This window comes from Lysobacter enzymogenes, assembly GCF_017355525.1.
GTDB lineage: Bacteria > Pseudomonadota > Gammaproteobacteria > Xanthomonadales > Xanthomonadaceae > Lysobacter > Lysobacter enzymogenes_C.
The window spans coordinates 1,556,069-1,570,989 of sequence record NZ_CP067395.1; the positions used below are offsets into that span (position 1 = coordinate 1,556,069).

12 protein-coding genes and 1 pseudogene are annotated in these 14,921 nt (G+C 69.1%); 7 read left to right on the plus strand and 6 right to left on the minus strand.

What is annotated here, in order from left to right:
* Window positions 1-192 precede the first annotated feature (192 nt).
* Both JHW38_RS06395 and JHW38_RS06400 read right to left on the minus strand, forming a co-directional pair.
* The gene (locus JHW38_RS06395) at window positions 193-420 is read right to left on the minus strand and encodes a hypothetical protein (protein ID WP_207525149.1); all 228 of its coding nucleotides are present in this window, start codon (window positions 418-420) and stop codon (window positions 193-195) included.
* A gap of 57 nt (window positions 421-477) precedes the next feature.
* Complete coding sequence (locus tag JHW38_RS06400) at window positions 478-708, minus strand: hypothetical protein (protein ID WP_207525150.1); 231 nt, start codon at window positions 706-708, stop codon at window positions 478-480.
* A gap of 233 nt (window positions 709-941) precedes the next feature.
* Between JHW38_RS06400 and JHW38_RS06405 the strand changes: the two genes are divergently transcribed.
* From JHW38_RS06405 to JHW38_RS06415, 3 genes are all read left to right on the plus strand, one after another.
* Complete coding sequence (locus tag JHW38_RS06405; protein ID WP_207525151.1) at window positions 942-2,828, plus strand: ABC transporter ATP-binding protein; 1,887 nt, start codon at window positions 942-944, stop codon at window positions 2,826-2,828.
* 193 nt (window positions 2,829-3,021) lie between these two features.
* Complete coding sequence (locus JHW38_RS06410) at window positions 3,022-4,215, plus strand: PQQ-dependent sugar dehydrogenase (protein WP_207525152.1); 1,194 nt, start codon at window positions 3,022-3,024, stop codon at window positions 4,213-4,215.
* 67 nt (window positions 4,216-4,282) lie between these two features.
* Window positions 4,283-4,675: a GFA family protein gene (locus JHW38_RS06415; RefSeq protein WP_207525153.1), complete on the plus strand. Its 393-nt coding sequence runs from the start codon at window positions 4,283-4,285 to the stop codon at window positions 4,673-4,675.
* 60 nt (window positions 4,676-4,735) lie between these two features.
* Here the strand turns inward: JHW38_RS06415 and JHW38_RS06420 are convergent, their stop codons facing one another.
* Entirely contained in the window at window positions 4,736-7,132 is a 2,397-nt protein-coding gene (locus JHW38_RS06420; protein ID WP_207525154.1) for a Tex family protein, read from the minus strand.
* 253 nt (window positions 7,133-7,385) lie between these two features.
* On the opposite strand from JHW38_RS06420, the gene JHW38_RS06425 reads away from it, so the two are divergent.
* Together JHW38_RS06425 and JHW38_RS06430 are read left to right on the plus strand one after the other, a co-directional pair.
* Window positions 7,386-8,195: a ferredoxin--NADP reductase gene (locus JHW38_RS06425; protein ID WP_207525155.1), complete on the plus strand. Its 810-nt coding sequence runs from the start codon at window positions 7,386-7,388 to the stop codon at window positions 8,193-8,195.
* Entirely contained in the window at window positions 8,176-8,775 is a 600-nt protein-coding gene (locus JHW38_RS06430; RefSeq protein WP_207525156.1) for a TlpA family protein disulfide reductase, read from the plus strand. Before JHW38_RS06425 ends, JHW38_RS06430 begins: the two co-directional genes overlap by 20 nt.
* A 34-nt stretch (window positions 8,776-8,809) precedes the next feature.
* On the opposite strand, the gene JHW38_RS06435 is transcribed toward JHW38_RS06430, so the two are convergent.
* Window positions 8,810-9,760, minus strand: a complete 951-nt coding sequence (locus JHW38_RS06435) for a LytTR family DNA-binding domain-containing protein (protein WP_207525157.1) — start codon at window positions 9,758-9,760, stop codon at window positions 8,810-8,812.
* A gap of 152 nt (window positions 9,761-9,912) precedes the next feature.
* On the opposite strand from JHW38_RS06435, the gene JHW38_RS06440 reads away from it, so the two are divergent.
* Window positions 9,913-11,106, plus strand: coding sequence for an acyltransferase family protein (locus JHW38_RS06440; protein WP_207525158.1), 1,194 nt, complete (start codon window positions 9,913-9,915; stop codon window positions 11,104-11,106).
* Window positions 11,107-11,747: 641 nt separating this feature from the next.
* Here JHW38_RS06440 and JHW38_RS06445 read toward each other — a convergent pair.
* Window positions 11,748-12,233, minus strand: coding sequence for a glutathione peroxidase (locus JHW38_RS06445; RefSeq protein ID WP_207525159.1), 486 nt, complete (start codon window positions 12,231-12,233; stop codon window positions 11,748-11,750).
* A 65-nt stretch (window positions 12,234-12,298) separates the two neighbouring features.
* Here JHW38_RS06445 and JHW38_RS25880 point away from each other — a divergent pair.
* Window positions 12,299-12,400: pseudogene (locus JHW38_RS25880) on the plus strand (DUF6053 domain-containing protein); the annotation flags it as partial.
* A 104-nt stretch (window positions 12,401-12,504) separates the two neighbouring features.
* Here JHW38_RS25880 and JHW38_RS06450 read toward each other — a convergent pair.
* A complete protein-coding gene (locus JHW38_RS06450) occupies window positions 12,505-14,790 on the minus strand; it encodes a TonB-dependent receptor (protein WP_207525160.1) in 2,286 nt (761 codons plus the stop codon).
* Window positions 14,791-14,921: the final 131 nt, after the last annotated feature.

Below are 14,921 nucleotides of genomic sequence, written 5' to 3' on the forward strand. Positions count from 1 at the left end.
CGGTGGGGGCGCCCATTCTACCCGCCCGGCCGGGCGCGGCGGCCCGGCGCGGCGAAACGGCTCGTTCGGACCGGTTCGGACGGGTTTTCGGCGGCTCGCGGGCCGTCGGAGCCGTTCAGCCGCGGCGTTCGACGCGATCCGCACCGCCCGCCGGCAAAGGCCCGCCCCGGCGTGGAGCGGGCCGGCGCCGGCTTACTGCGGGCAGGCGTCGAGCACGCACGAGCGCCACTGCAGTTCGCAGTAGAACGCCCCGGCGCCGTGTACCTGTTCGCATTCGCGCTGCAGGTCGTAGCAGTAGACGCCGCCGGCGCAGACGATCAGGTCGCGCTGCGCGGCGGTCGCGCCGAACGCGAACGCGAAGGCGAACAGGGCCAGCGCGAGGCTGGCGCGGCGGGTCTTGAGCAGGGCAAACGATTTCATTCGAACTCTCCTTTTCGATGGCGGTTGTGGCGCAGGCCAGGCGATCGGGCCGGCGGTTTACTGCGGACAGGCGTCGAGCACGCAGGAGCGCCACAGGCGGTCGCAGAACGCCGCGCTCTTGCCCGAATCCAGGCAGGGCTGGCGCACGTCGGCGTCGCAATAGACGCCGCCGCCGCAGACCAGGATGTCGCGCGGCGCCGCGGTGGCGCCGAACGCGAGCGCGAAGGCGAACGCCGCCAGCGCGGCGGTGGCGCGCAGGCGCGTTGCGGGGGATTGCTTGAAGCTCATTCGAACTCTCCTTTTCGTGGCGGGCCAAGCCAGGCCGAAGCGGGCCGATCCGGGCCGCAGGGAACCGGCCCAGTCGCGGCCGGGCGCTCCGCCTGGAGCGCTCCCCACCTTAACCGCGCCGGCCGCGCCCACGGCCTGTCAGAAATCGCAGCGGCACACTTCGAAACCGCGACCGCGCGCAAGCCGTCGCGGCGACGACGACGCCGCAGCGCGGGACTTGGCAGAATCGGCGCATGAGCCGCCCCCATCCCTCGCCCGCGCCGCCCGCCCGCGGCGCCCAAGCCGGCAAGCCGAGCCTGCGCGAACGCTTCGCCGCGCTGCGCAACCTGCCGCCGTTCCTGCGCCAGATCTGGGCGACCAGCCCGACCCTGACCCTGATCACCCTCGGCCTGCGCCTGATTCGCGCGCTGCTGCCGATCGCGACCTTGTACGTCGGCAAGCTCATCATCGACGAGGCGGTGCGGCTGGTCGCAACCGGCCTGCATGTCGATTCGCTGGCCCAGGCCTGGAACGGCGGCCAGCTCGACACCCTCGGCGCGCTGCTGCTGATCGAATTCGGCCTGGCGGTGGGTTCGGACCTGCTCGGCCGGGTCATCAGCTACGGCGACCAGATGCTGTCGGAGCTGTTCACCAACGCCACCAGCGTGCGCCTGATGGAACACGCCGCGACCCTGGACCTGGAGGATTTCGAGGACCCCGACCTGCAGGACCGGCTCGACCGCGCGCGCCGGCAGACGGTCGGACGCATGAGCCTGATGAGCCAGTTGTTCGGCCAGGTCCAGGACACCATCACCGTGATCAGCTTCGCCGTCGGCCTGCTGGTCTACGCGCCGTGGCTGATCGCGCTGCTGGCGGTGGCGCTGATCCCGGCCTTCGTCGGCGAGGCCCACTTCAACGCGCTGAGCTATTCGCTCAACTACGCCTGGACGCCGGAGCGGCGCCAGCTCGAATACGTGCGGCAGATGGGCGCGAGCGTGGAAACGGCCAAGGAGGTGAAGATCTTCAACCTCCACCGTTTCCTGATCGCGCGCTATCGCCAGCTCGCCGACAAGTTCTTCGCCGCCAACCGCGCCCTCGCCCGCCGCCGCGCGTTCTGGGGAACCGTGCTGGCCGGCTTGGGCACGCTGGGGTATTACGTGGCTTACGGCTATATCGCCTGGCGCACGGTCAAGGGCGATTTCAGCATCGGCGACCTCACTTTTCTGGCCGGCAGCTTTCGCCGGCTGCGCCAATTGCTCGAAGGGCTTTTGGTCGGCTTCTCGCAGGTCGCCGGGCAGGCGCTGTACCTCGACGACCTGTTCTCGTTCTTTCGCATCGAACCGGAAATCGTCTCGCCGGCCGAGCCGGTCGCGGTGCCGCGGCCGATCCGCAGCGGCTTCGTGTTCGAGGACGTCGGCTTCCGCTATCCCGACGCCGAACGCTGGGCGCTGCGCGGCCTGAACTTCGAGTTGCGCGCGGGCGAGGTGCTGGCCCTGGTCGGCGAGAACGGCGCCGGCAAGACCACCCTGGTCAAGCTGCTGGCGCGGCTGTACGAACCCGACGAAGGCCGGATCCTGCTCGACGGCCGAGACCTGCGCGAGTACGACCTGGACCAGTTGCGCGCCAGCATCGGGGTGATCTTCCAGGACTTCGTCCGCTACGACCTCACCGCCGGCGAGAACATCGGCGTCGGCCAGATCGACGCGATGGGCGATGCCGAACGCATCCGCGAAGCGGCGCGGCGCGCGCTGGCCGACGAAGTCGTCGCGGGTTTGCCGCGCGGCTACGACCAGCCGATCGGGCGGCGCTTCAAGACCGGCGTGGACCTGTCGGGCGGGCAATGGCAGAAGATCGCGATCGCCCGCGCCTACATGCGCGACGCGCAGGTGATGATCCTCGACGAACCGACCGCGGCGCTGGACGCGCGCGCCGAGTTCGAGGTGTTCCAGCGCTTCAAGGAACTGTCGCAGGACAAGACCGCGGTGCTGATCTCGCATCGCTTCTCGAGCGTGCGCATGGCCGACCGGATCCTGGTGCTGGCGCAGGGGCGGCTGGAGGCCAGCGGTACGCACGAGGAGTTGCTCGCGCAGGGCGGGCGTTATGCGGAGTTGTTCGAGTTGCAGGCGGCGGGGTATCGGTGAGTTGCGGCGTCGTTTGATTGTCGCGGTCGCGGCTCGCGCCGCTCCTACATGGGCTGCCTGTAGGAGCGGCGCGAGCCGCGACCGCGAAAACTCAACCGCCGCGCAAGCTACAAACGCAAACACAAGTCGAATTGTCGCGCCCGCCGCGCCGGGCTAAGGTCGGACGCATGCCCTCACCGCCCAGGAGCGACGCATGACTTCCTTCCTACGCCGCGGCGCGCTCGCCGCCGCCCTGCTGCTCAGCCTCGCCGCCTGCCAGCGCGGCAACAACGCGGCCGCCGCGGTCGCGGCCAAACCGGCGCCGGCCAAGGCCGCGACGCATCAGGTGCCGAGCGAACTCGGCGAGCTGACCGTCACCGAAGTCGCCAGCGGCCTGGAGCATCCCTGGGCGGTCGCCTTGCTGCCGGACGGCGGTTTCCTGGTCACCGAACGCCCGGGCCGCCTGCGCCGGATCGGCGCCGACGGCGCGATCTCCGCGCCGCTGAAGAACGTGCCCGAGGTCTGGGCGCAAGGCCAGGGCGGCCTGCTCGATGTGGTGCTGGCGCCGGACTTCGCCGGCAGCCGGCGCATCTACCTGAGCTACGCCGAACCCGGCCCCGACGGCAGCGCCGGCACCGCGGTGGCGACAGCGACGCTCGGCGACGACGCGTTGACCGATGTGAAGCGGATCTACCAGCAGCAGCCCAAGCTGGTCGGGCCGAATCATTTCGGCTCGCGCATCGCCTTCGACGGCAAGGGCCACGTGTTCATCACCCAGGGCGAGCGCCAGCAGCGCATGGCCGCGCAGCAGCTCGACAAGCTGCAGGGCAAGCTGGTGCGCCTGAACCTCGACGGCAGCGTGCCGGCCGACAATCCGTACGTCGGCCGCAGCGACGCGCGCCCGGAAATCTGGAGCTACGGCCACCGCAACATGCAGTCGCTCGCGGTGGATCCGCGCACCGGTACGCTGTGGGAAGCCGAACACGGCCCGCGCGGCGGCGACGAGATCAATCTGCCGCAGGCCGGCAAGAATTACGGCTGGCCGATCGTGACCCACGGCATCGACTACAGCGGCCTGAAGATCAGCGAGGCCGAAGGCAGCGAAAAACCCGGCATGGAGGCGCCGTACCACGTCTGGGAGAAGTCGCCGGCGCTGTCGGGCATGGCCTTCTACAGCGGCCACGCCGGATCGGCCTGGAACGACAGCCTGTTTCTCGGCGCGCTCGCCGACGGCAGCCTGATCCGGCTGGCCCTGGACGGCGACAAGATCGTCGCGGAAGAACGCCTGCTCAAGCCGCTGGGCTGGCGCATCCGCGATGTGCGCGTGTCGGCCGACGGCAAGGTGTATGCGCTGACCGACGAGAACGACGGCAAGCTGTTGCGGATCGAGCCGCCGAAGGCGAAGTGAACCGGCCGCGCGCGTTCGCGGACCGGCGCCCGCCGGCCGCGGCGCGCGCCATCGAAGGAGGCGCGACATGGAGCGATTCGACGGCGGCTGCCTGTGCGGCGAGGTGCGCATCGAGGCCACGGGCCGCCCGTATCGGGTGGCGCTGTGCCATTGCCTGGATTGCCGCAAGCACCACGGCGCACTGTTCTACGCGGCGGCGATCTTCGCGCAGGATGCGGTGCGCGTCAGCGGCGAGACGCGCGACTACAACGGCCGGCATTTCTGCCCGCGCTGCGGCTCCTCGGTGTTCGCGCGTTGCGGCGACGAGATCGAGCTGCACCTCGGCGCGCTCGACGCCCCCGATCGACTGATGCCGACCTACGAAAGCTGGACGATCCGGCGCGAATCCTGGCTGCCGCCGTTTCCGCTCCTCAGGCATTACCGACGCGATCGCGAAGCCGCGGGGCGCACCGAGGAATAAGCGCCGCAACGAAAAAGCCGCCCCGAAAGGCGGCTTTTTCGCTTACCCCGAACGCGAAGCTCAGGACTTCTGCTTGGCCCGCGCGAACGCGTCCGCCAACGCCCCGCCGAGCGGCGCGGCGCCCTTGCCCGGCGGCGAGAACGAGCCGCCGCGCTGCTGCGGCTGATCGCGGCGGCCGCCGCCGCGCGGGCCGCCGCGGTCGTTGTTGCGAGGCTCATTGCCGCCGCCGCGCTCGCCCGGCGCGCGCGGCGCCGGCACCGCGTCGTCCAGGCGCCGGGTCAAGGCGATGCGCTTGCGCGGGATATCGACTTCCAGCACCCGCACCTTGACCACGTCGCCGGCCTTGACCACGTCGCGCGGGTCCTTGACGTACTTGTCCGACAGCGCCGAGATGTGGATCAGGCCGTCCTGGTGCACGCCGATGTCGACGAACGCGCCGAACGCGGCGACGTTGCTGATGACGCCCTCCAGGATCATGCCGACCTGCAAGTCCTTAAGGTCTTCGACCCCGTCGGCGAACTTCGCCGCCTTGAACTCAGGGCGCGGATCGCGGCCGGGCTTTTCCATTTCCTTGAGGATGTCGCGCACGGTCGGCACGCCGAACTTCTCGTCGGTGTACGGCTCCGGCTTCAGGCTGCGCACGAACTGCGGATCGCTGAGCAACTGCTTCACCTCGCGTCCGCACTGCTTGACGATGCGCTCGACCACCGGATACGCCTCCGGGTGCACGGCCGAGGCGTCCAGCGGCTCGTCGCCGTCGACGATGCGCAGGAAGCCGGCGCATTGTTCGAAGGTCTTCTCGCCCAGGCGCGGCACCTTGAGCAGTTCCTTGCGGGTCTTGAACGGGCCGTTCTCGTCGCGGTGGCGGACGATGTTCTCGGCCACGGTCGAGGACAGGCCCGAGACCCGCGCCAGCAGCGGCGCCGAGGCGGTGTTGACCAGCACGCCGACCGCGTTCACGCAGTCCTCCACGCGCGCGTCGAGCGCGCGCGCAAGGCGGTACTGGTCGACATCGTGCTGGTACTGGCCGACGCCGATCGCCTTGGGTTCGATCTTGACCAGTTCGGCCAGCGGATCCTGCAGACGCCGCGCGATCGACACCGCGCCGCGGATGCTCACGTCGAGGTCCGGGAATTCCTTCGAAGCGAATTCCGACGCCGAATACACCGACGCGCCGGCTTCGCTGACCACGGCCTTGGTCAGCTTGGCCTCGGCCATGAGCTTGATCAGGTCGCCGGCGAGCTTGTCGGTTTCGCGCGACGCGGTGCCGTTGCCGATCGCGATCAGCTCGACCCCGTGCTTGACGCACAGCGCGCGCAGCGTGTGCAGCGACTGGTCCCACTGCTTGCGCGGCTCGTGCGGGTAGATGGTGTCGTGGGCGACGAACTTGCCGGTGGCGTCGACCACCGCGACCTTGACCCCGGTGCGCAGGCCCGGGTCGAGCCCGAGCACCGCGCGCGGACCGGCCGGCGCGGCCAGCATCAGGTCCTTGAGATTGTCGCCGAACACTTCGATCGCCTCGGCCTCGGCCTTTTCGCGCGCCTGGCCGAACAGGTCCAGCAGCAGGTGCAGGTGCAGCTTGGCGCGCCAGGTCAGGCGGCAGCAGTCCAGCAGCCAGCGATCGGCCGGACGGCCCTGGTCGCGGATGCCGGCGTTGACCGCGACGCGGCCTTCGCCCTGCTGGTGGCCGGCTTCGGCGTCGCTGCCCGGGTCGAGGTCGAGGAACAGGATTTCTTCGCGGCGCGCGCGGAACAGCGCGAGCAAGCGGTGCGAGGGAATCTTGGCCAGCGATTCGGCGTGATCGAAGTAGTCGCGGTACTTGGCGCCTTCGTTCTCCTTGCCCTCGGCCACGCGCGCGCGGATCACCCCGACTTCGCTGAGCCAGGTGCGCAGGCCGCCGACCAGGGTCGCGTCTTCGGCCCAGCGCTCCATCAGGATCGCGCGCGCGCCGTCGAGCGCGGCCTTGACGTCGGCGACCTGCTTTTCTTCGCTGACGAAAGCGGCGGCGTAGTCCTCGGGCTTGAGCGTCGGATCGGCCAGCAGCGCATCGGCCAGCGGCTCCAGCCCGGCTTCGCGCGCGATCTGCGCCTTGGTCCGGCGCTTGGGCTTGTACGGCAGGTACAGGTCTTCCAGCCGCGCCTTGCTGTCGGCGGCTTCGATGTCGGCGCGCAGCTCGTCGCTGAGCTTGCCCTGCTCGGCGATGCTTTCCAGCACCGCGGCGCGGCGATCCTCCAGCTCGCGCAGGTAGCGCAGGCGCGATTCCAGATCGCGCAGCTGGATGTCGTCGAGGCCGCCGGTGACTTCCTTGCGGTAACGGGCGATGAAGGGAACCGTCGCGCCTTCGTCGAGCAGGCCGACCGCGGCCTGGACCTGGGCGGGCTGGGCGGCGATCTCGCCGGCGATGACGAGGGCGATCTTGCGGGCGATCTGTGCGGACTGCGCGTTCTGGTCTTGCATCGTTTCCAATCGGCTAGCCCCGACCGCGGGGCGCGCGGGGATTGTCGCAATGTGGGGGGGATGGGGGAACCCGTTGACAGGATTGGGTTTTTGGGGGCCGGAGCGAGCGGCGAACGCGCAGCGGCAGGGAGCGAGCGGATGCGCGTTGCGCCTTTGCGCGTTGCGCGCGACGCGCCGCTTGCCGCGTCAAGATAAGAATCGCTCTCATCCATTGAGCTACAATGGCCGCCCCGCTCCACCGACTCCCCCGGCAATGTCCTCCGCTTTTGGCACCGAGACGGTGCTGGACGTCCGTCACTGGACCGACGACTACTTCAGCTTCACCACCACCCGCGACGACGGCTTCCGCTTCGAGAACGGCCAGTTCGTGATGATCGGGCTGCAGGTCGCCAACGAGGCCGGCGTGGTCAAGCCGCTGCTGCGCGCGTACTCCATCGCCAGCGCCAACTGGGAGGAGCAGCTCGAGTTCTTCAGCATCAAGGTGCCCAACGGCCCGCTGACCTCGCGGCTGAAGTCGATCCAGCCCGGCGACAGCGTGCTGATCGGGCGCAAGCCGACCGGCACCCTGCTGCTGCACGACCTGCTGCCGGGCCGCAACCTGTACCTGCTCGGCACCGGCACCGGCTTCGCGCCGTGGCTGTCGGTCATCAAGGACCCGGAAACCTACGAGCGCTTCGAGAACGTGGTGCTCTGCCACGGCGTGCGCAGCGCGCAGGACCTGGCCTACCGCGACTACATCGTCAACGAACTGCCGCAGCACGAGTTCCTCGGCGAACAGATCGCCGCCAAGCTCAAGTACTACCCGGCGGTGACGCGCGAAGACTTCGTGTTCGAAGGCCGCGACCAGCGCGGCCGCCTGACCGAAATGATGGATTCGGGCCGGATGACCGAGCAGCTCGGCCTGCCGCCGCTGGACGCCGAACTCGACCGCGCGATGATCTGCGGCAGCCCGCAGATGCTGGCCGACTTCCGCGACATCCTCGACCGCCGCGGCTTCGCCGCCGCGCCGCGCATCGGCACGCCGGGCCAGTATGTGTTCGAGCGTGCGTTCGTCGAGAAATAAGGCCTCGCGCCTGCACGCGGGCCTGGCCGGGCTCGCGCTGGCGTTCGCCTGCGCGGGCGCGGGCGCGGCGCAGGCGCAGGCGCCCGCGGGCGCGGGCGCGCAACCGCCGCGCTCCGCCGCCGCCGCGCCGCAACTCGGCGAGCTCGCGCCCGATTTCCTTGGGCTCGACCGCGCCGGCCGGCCGGTCAAGGTCAGCGACTATCGCGGCAAGCCGGTCGTCGTCAGCTTCTGGGCCGGCTGGTGCGCGCCGTGCCGGCGCGAGCTGCCGATGCTGTCGACCCTGCTCAAGTCGGTCGGCCGCGAACACTTGCAGGTGATCGCGGTCAATCTCAACGAACCCAAGCGCGACTACGAAGACTTCCTGCGTCTGAATCCCTCGCTGGAGCTGAACTTCGTCCACGACGCCGGCAGCGCCGCGCGCTACTACGGCGTGCGCAGCGTGCCCAACCTGTTCGTGGTCGACCGCGACGGCCGGCTGGTGCAGATCCATCGCGGCTATACGCCGGAAAAGATCGAGCAGTTCGTGCGCGAGCTGGCGCCGCTGCTGCCGCCGCAGGCCTTGCGCAAGCCCGGCGGCTGAGCCGCACCGTGGCGGCGCGCACCGCGCTGCCGCCCTAGCCCGCCCGCCGCTCCTGCCGCAACGCCGCGCGATAGCGCCGGCTGCACGGCACCTGGCTGCCGTCGCGCATGGTGATGCGCGCATCGCCGCTGTCGAGCGGTTCGATCTCGCCGACGCAGTCCAGGTTGACGATGTAGCTGCGGTGCACGCGCGCGAACCGGGCCGGGTCGAGCTGGACCTCGATCGCCGCCATGGTGCTGCGCAGCGGGTAGTCGCGGCCGCGCACGCGCAGGTTGACGTAGTTCGACGAGGCCTGCAGCCATTCCACTTCGTTGGCCGCGACCAGGAATTCCTTGCCGAGCTTGCGCACCAGGAAGCGCTCCGGGCGCTCGGGCTGGGCCGGCGCGGGCAGATCGTCCGGCGTCGCCAGCACGCTGGCCTCGCCCTGCCAGCGCCGCAGCAGCAGCCGGTAGCCTTCGATCCACAGCACCATGTAGCCGTAGCTGCGTACGTCCTTGAGGTACTCGTAGACCAGGTTGATGCCCCAGGCGCCGAGTTCGTAGCGCTCGCCGAGGCCGGCGTAGACCGCCTGCCGGATCGCGACCATGCCGGCCACGTGCAGCACCGACCAGACCACGCTGGCGAGCAGGTGCAGGGCCAGCGCCCGGCGCCAGCGGTCGAAGCGGAACGGCACCGCGCGGGTGAACCAGACCAGCGCCGGCACCAGCGCCAGCGCGGTCGCGCAGCTGCTGGTCTCCCACACCAGCGGCGCCCAGTCGGGGATGTCGAGGCCGTAGCGGTGGATGTCGATGATCGAGGTCAGGGTGCCGGCGGCGGCGTTGACGGCGAAGATCGCCACCCAGCTCGCGATCTCGACCGGACGGCGCCAGGGCTGGTAGCGGTCCCAGACGCTGCGCGGGACGGCGGCGGCCGATGCGGCCGGAGGAACGACAGGCGCGACCGCGGGCGGCGCGGGCGCGAGAGAGGTGGGAGCTTCGGCGTTCATGCCGCGCATTCTCGCCCGCGACCGGGGCGGGACGGCAACCGGCCGTCCCCGCGGGCCGCGTTTTGTCCCTCCCGGCCCCCTCCGGTCACCCCGCCGTACCGCGCAAGTGCCTGATCGCGCAAGGTTCGCCGACCTTCCAGCGCGGACCGACCATGCAACGCCGCTACGACATCGACGCCCTGCGCGCCCTCGCCTTCTGCCTGCTGATCCTCTACCACTGCGCCATGCTCTACGTCGCCGACTGGGGCTGGCACCTCAAGAGCGCGCACCTCTCCGAGCCGCTGCAACTGCCGATGCTGTTCCTCAACCGCTGGCGCATGGACCTGATCTTCCTGATCTCGGGCCTGTCGGTGCACTTCCTGTTGCGCGGCACCTCGCTCGGCCGCTTCGTGGTCCAGCGCAGCTGGCGCCTGCTGCTGCCGCTGACCTTCGGCTGCCTGCTGATCGTGCCGATCCAGCCCTACGCCCAGGGCGTGGCCAACGGCCTCGTCGAACCGGGCTTCGGCGCTTTCCTGCTGCGTTACTACCAGTTCAAGCCTTGGCCGCAGGGCGCGTTCGACGGCTGGGAGTACGGCTTCACCTGGAACCACCTGTGGTATCTGGCCTATCTGTGGGTCTATACGATCCTGCTGGCCGGCCTGCTGCCGCTGTTCCGCAACCGCTACGGCCGCCGCCTGCACGCCGCGCTGACCGGCCTGCGCGGCTGGAAGCTGGCGATCCTGCCGGCCTTGCCGCTGGCCTTGTTCACCTTCGCGCTGGCGCCGTTGTTCAAGGAAACCGGCGATCTGATCCACGACTGGTACCGCCACGCGATCTATTTCAGCGTGTTCCTGTACGGCTATTGGATCGGCAACGACCGCGGCCTGTGGGACGAGTTCGTGCGCCTGCGCAAGTGGACGCTGGGGTTGGCGCTGGGCCTGTTCGGGTTCTATCTGAGCCTGGTGGTGTGGCTGCCCGAGCAGATTCCGGACTGGCTGCAGAACAGCGTGTGGCTGCTGCGCAACCTGTACGTGTGGTTCGCGATCAGCGCGATCCTGGGCTGGAGCCACGCCCTGCTGAACCGCCCGTTCCGCTGGCTGCCGTGGGCGACCGAAGCGGTGTATCCCTGGTATGTGCTGCACCAGAGCCTGATCGTGCTGATCGCGTACTGGATCCTGCCGCTGAAGTTCGGCCCGGTGACGGAGCCGGCGATCGTGCTGACCGGCACCGTGGCGGGCTGCTTCGTGCTGCACGAGATCATCCGGCGGGTGCCGCTGCTGCGGCCGTGCTTCGGGTTGAAGGCGCGCAAGGGGCGCGTGTCGGCGAGTTTGGGCGCGGCTTCGGCGCCGGCGCCGAATCCGGCTTGAGCCGCGAAATCTTTCGATGACGCGTCGCAACCGCCGCGCATCGCCCTTACCTGCCGTCATGCCCGCGAAGGCGGGCATCCAGGGCTTTATCGCGACATGGCTCTGAAGTCTCTGGATCCCCGCCTTCGCGGGGATGACGGTCTGAAAGGATCGACGCGAAACCCCTCTCACCCGTCATGCCCGCGAAGGCGGGCATCCAGGGCTTTATCGCGACATGGCTCTGAAGTCTCTGGATTCCCGCGTTCGCGGGGATGACGGTCTGAAAGGGTAGACGCGAAACCCTTCTCACCCGTCATGCCCGCGAAGGCGGGCATCCAGGGCTTTATCGCGACATGGCTCTGAAGTCTCTGGATCCCCGCGTTCGCGGGGATGACGGTCTGAAAGGGTCGACGCGAAACCCCTCTCACCCGTCATGCCCGCGAAGGCGGGCATCCAGGGCTTTATCGCGACATGGCTCCGAAGTCTCTGGATCCCCGCCTTCGCGGGGATGACGGTCTGAAAGGGTCGACGCGAAACCCCTCTCACCCGCCATGCCCGCGAAGGCGGGCATCCAGAGCTTTATCCAGGCAGGACGCTGAAGTCCTTGGATCCCCGCCTTCGCGGGGATGACGGTCCGGACCAGGCGCCAGCGCTTGTATACGTCAGGCCGCCAGGGCTTTATCGATATCCGCCGCGATCGACTCGGGCTTGTCGGTCGGCGCATAGCGCTTGATCACACGCCCGTCGCGGCCGATCAGGAACTTGGTGAAGTTCCACTTGATCGCATCGATGCCGAGGAAGCCGCCCTTCTCGTCCTTCAGCCACTTCCACAGCGGATGCGCCTTGTCGCCGTTGACGTCGACCTTGGCGTACATCGGAAAGGTCACATCGTAGGTCAGCGAGCAGAATTCCTTGATCTCGGCTTCGTCGCCCGGTTCCTGGTGGCCGAACTGGTCGCACGGGAAACCCAGCACTTCGAAGCCGCGCACCTGGTAGTCGCGCTCGAGCTTTTCCAGGCCGGTGTACTGCGGGGTGAAGCCGCACTTGGAGGCGACGTTGACGATCAGCAGGACCTTGCCGCGGTAGCGGTCCAGCGACTGGTCGCGGCCGTCGATGTCGGTCGCGGAGAAATCGTAGGCGGTGGTCATGGCGGCGCTCGCGATCGGTGAGGAGGTGGCGGAACGATAGCGCGTCGGCGCGGGGTTTGCCGGTGATGGCATCACCGCGGTCACGCTTCGCAGCCGTGGGAGGACTTTCAGGCCCGACGCTCTTGGCTCGGTTCCCGGCGATCCGGACCAAGAGCGTCGGGCCTGAAGCCCCCCACACCAGCAGGCTTCGGCAAACCAAACCACCGCTCCAAAAAAAACGGCCCGCCGAAGCGGGCCGTTGCGATGCGTTCGCTCGCGAACTCGGGCGCGGTCAGAACTGCGCCTTGAACTCCACGCCGACGATGCGCGGGTCGTTGACGAAACCGACCAGGTTGTTGAAGTCGATGCCGCCGACCGCGCGCACCTGGTCGAGGATGTTGCGGCCGTACACCGCCACGTCGTAGCGGCCGTTGTCCCACATGTAGCCCACGCGCAGGCCGCCTTCGGTCAGCGACTTGCCGCGGAACTCCTTGGACTCGTACAGGAAGAAGTTCACTTCGCTGCGGTAGGCCCAGTCGGTGAACACGTAGAACTCGTTGCCGTTGGCCAGCGGCACGCTGTAGCGCGCGGTCAGGTTGTAGACCCACTTCGGCGCCTGCGGCAGCGGGTTGCCGTCGATCGCGGCCAGGGTCTGGCCGTTGCGCACCACCAGCGGATCGGTAACGGTGCAGCCGCCGCCGCAGGGCGCGACGAACAGGTTGGCGTCCTTGATCTCGGTGTCGTTGTAGCTGGCGCCGAAGGTGACCATCAGGTTGTCGGTCACGTAGGCGTCGAAATCGACTTCCACGCCCTGGCCGACGGTCTTGTCGGCGTTGAGCAGGATGGTCTGGTTCAGCGCGCCGCCGACCGCGTTGATCTGCTGGTTGTCGACGTTGTAGCGGAACAGCGCCACGCCCAGGCGCGCGCGCTTGTCGAACAGGTCGGCCTTCACGCCGGCCTCGTACGAGATCACCTTCTCCGCGTCGGCGACCGACGGCTGCGGCGGAGTCTGGAACAGCAGGCGGCCCTGGATGCTCGGCGCGCGGAAGCCCTTGGCGACGCGCGCGTACAGATTGACCGCGTCGGTCGCCTGGAACACGCCGCTGATGTCCCAGCTGACGTCGTCGACATCGGTGTTGACCTTGAACGGGCCCGACACCGGCGCGCCGAACGGCGCGCTCTGCAGCACGCTGGCGGCGAAGTCCTTCTTGTCCTGGGTGTAGCGCAGGCCGCCGCGCAGCTTGAAGCGGTCGGTGAGCGCGTATTCGACCGAGCCGAACGCCGCCCAGGCCTTGTTGCGCTGCTTCTGCTGCGCGTGGCCGGCCTGCACGCCGCCGCCGAGGGTGTCGTAGTTCAGGCTGTCGACGGTGATGTCTTCGTCGAAGTAGAACAGGCCGGCCTGCCAGTTGAACGGGCCGCTGTAGTTGGATTCCAGGCGGAATTCCTGGGTCCACTGGCGGTGGTCGGGCAAGCCGTCGGCGGATTCGGCGGTGAACGGAATGCCGGCCGGGGTGCTGCCGCCGGGCAGGAACGCGGCGCCGATGCCGCCGTCGATGTCGCCGCGGCTCAGCGATTCGGCGGTCTCGTAGCCGGTGATCGAGTACAGGGTCAGTTCGTTCGACAGGTCCCAGCTCAGCTTGGCGCTGGCGCCGAAGGTCTTGAGGTGCTGGAAGTTGCGGCCGTCGATGCCGACCTTGTCGACGTCGAAACCGTCGAACAGGTCGTTAGTGCCTTTCTTGAACAGCATCGCGCGGAACAGGCGCGCGGTGCCGTTGAGGCGGCGCGCGTGCACGTTGAACAGCGCGTGGAAGGTGTCGCTGCCGTCGTACTGCAGCTGCAGGCGCAGCGCCGACTCGTCGTAGCCTTCCAGCTTCTTGTTGCTGCGCGCGTTCGGGTTGGTGTTGTCGACCCAGTCGTCGCGGCGCTGGAACAGCGCCGAGGCGCGGCCGGACCAGTTCTGGCCGAGCGGGCCGCTGACCGCGCCTTCGAAGTTGGTGGTGCCGTAGGTGCCGTAGGAAATCTGGCCGTAGCCTTCCAGTTCGCGGGTCGGCTTGGCCGATTCGAACTTGACCACGCCGGCCGGGGTGTTGCGGCCGAACAGCGTGCCCTGCGGGCCGCGCAGCAGTTCGACGTTCTCCAGGTCGAACACCGGGAAGCCCTTGAGCAGCGGGTTTTCGAGCACGATGTCGTCGTACACCAGCGACACCGGCTGGGACGCGTTCAAGTCGAAGTCGGTGTTGCCCAGGCCGCGGATGTAGAAGCGCGGGAACGCGCGGCCGAACGAGGATTCGATGTTGAGGCTCGGCAGGCGGCCGGACAGGAAGCGGATGTCGCCGCCGCCGGAGCCGAGCACGTGCAGCTTCTCGCGGTCGACGGTGGTGAGCGCGACCGGCACGTCCTTGGCGCGTTCGACCTTGCGCTGGGCGGTCACCATCAGCGCGTCGAGGGTCTTGGCCTCGCCGGCGGCGGGCGCGGCGGGCTGGGCGGCGTCCTGGGCGAACGCGGCGGCGGAGGCGAAGGTCAGGCCGACGGCAAGGGCGAGGGCATGACGGCGGGGAGCACCAAGGTGCTTGGGCATGGTCGGGTTTCTCGGTGGACGCGGCGCGTGCGGCGCCAGTGCTTGGGAAACCGCCGCGGCGTTGCGCTCCCGGGACCGGGGGATGGGGCGCGAGCTCTGGACGGCGAGGGTCGATCGGACCGCCCCTTGGC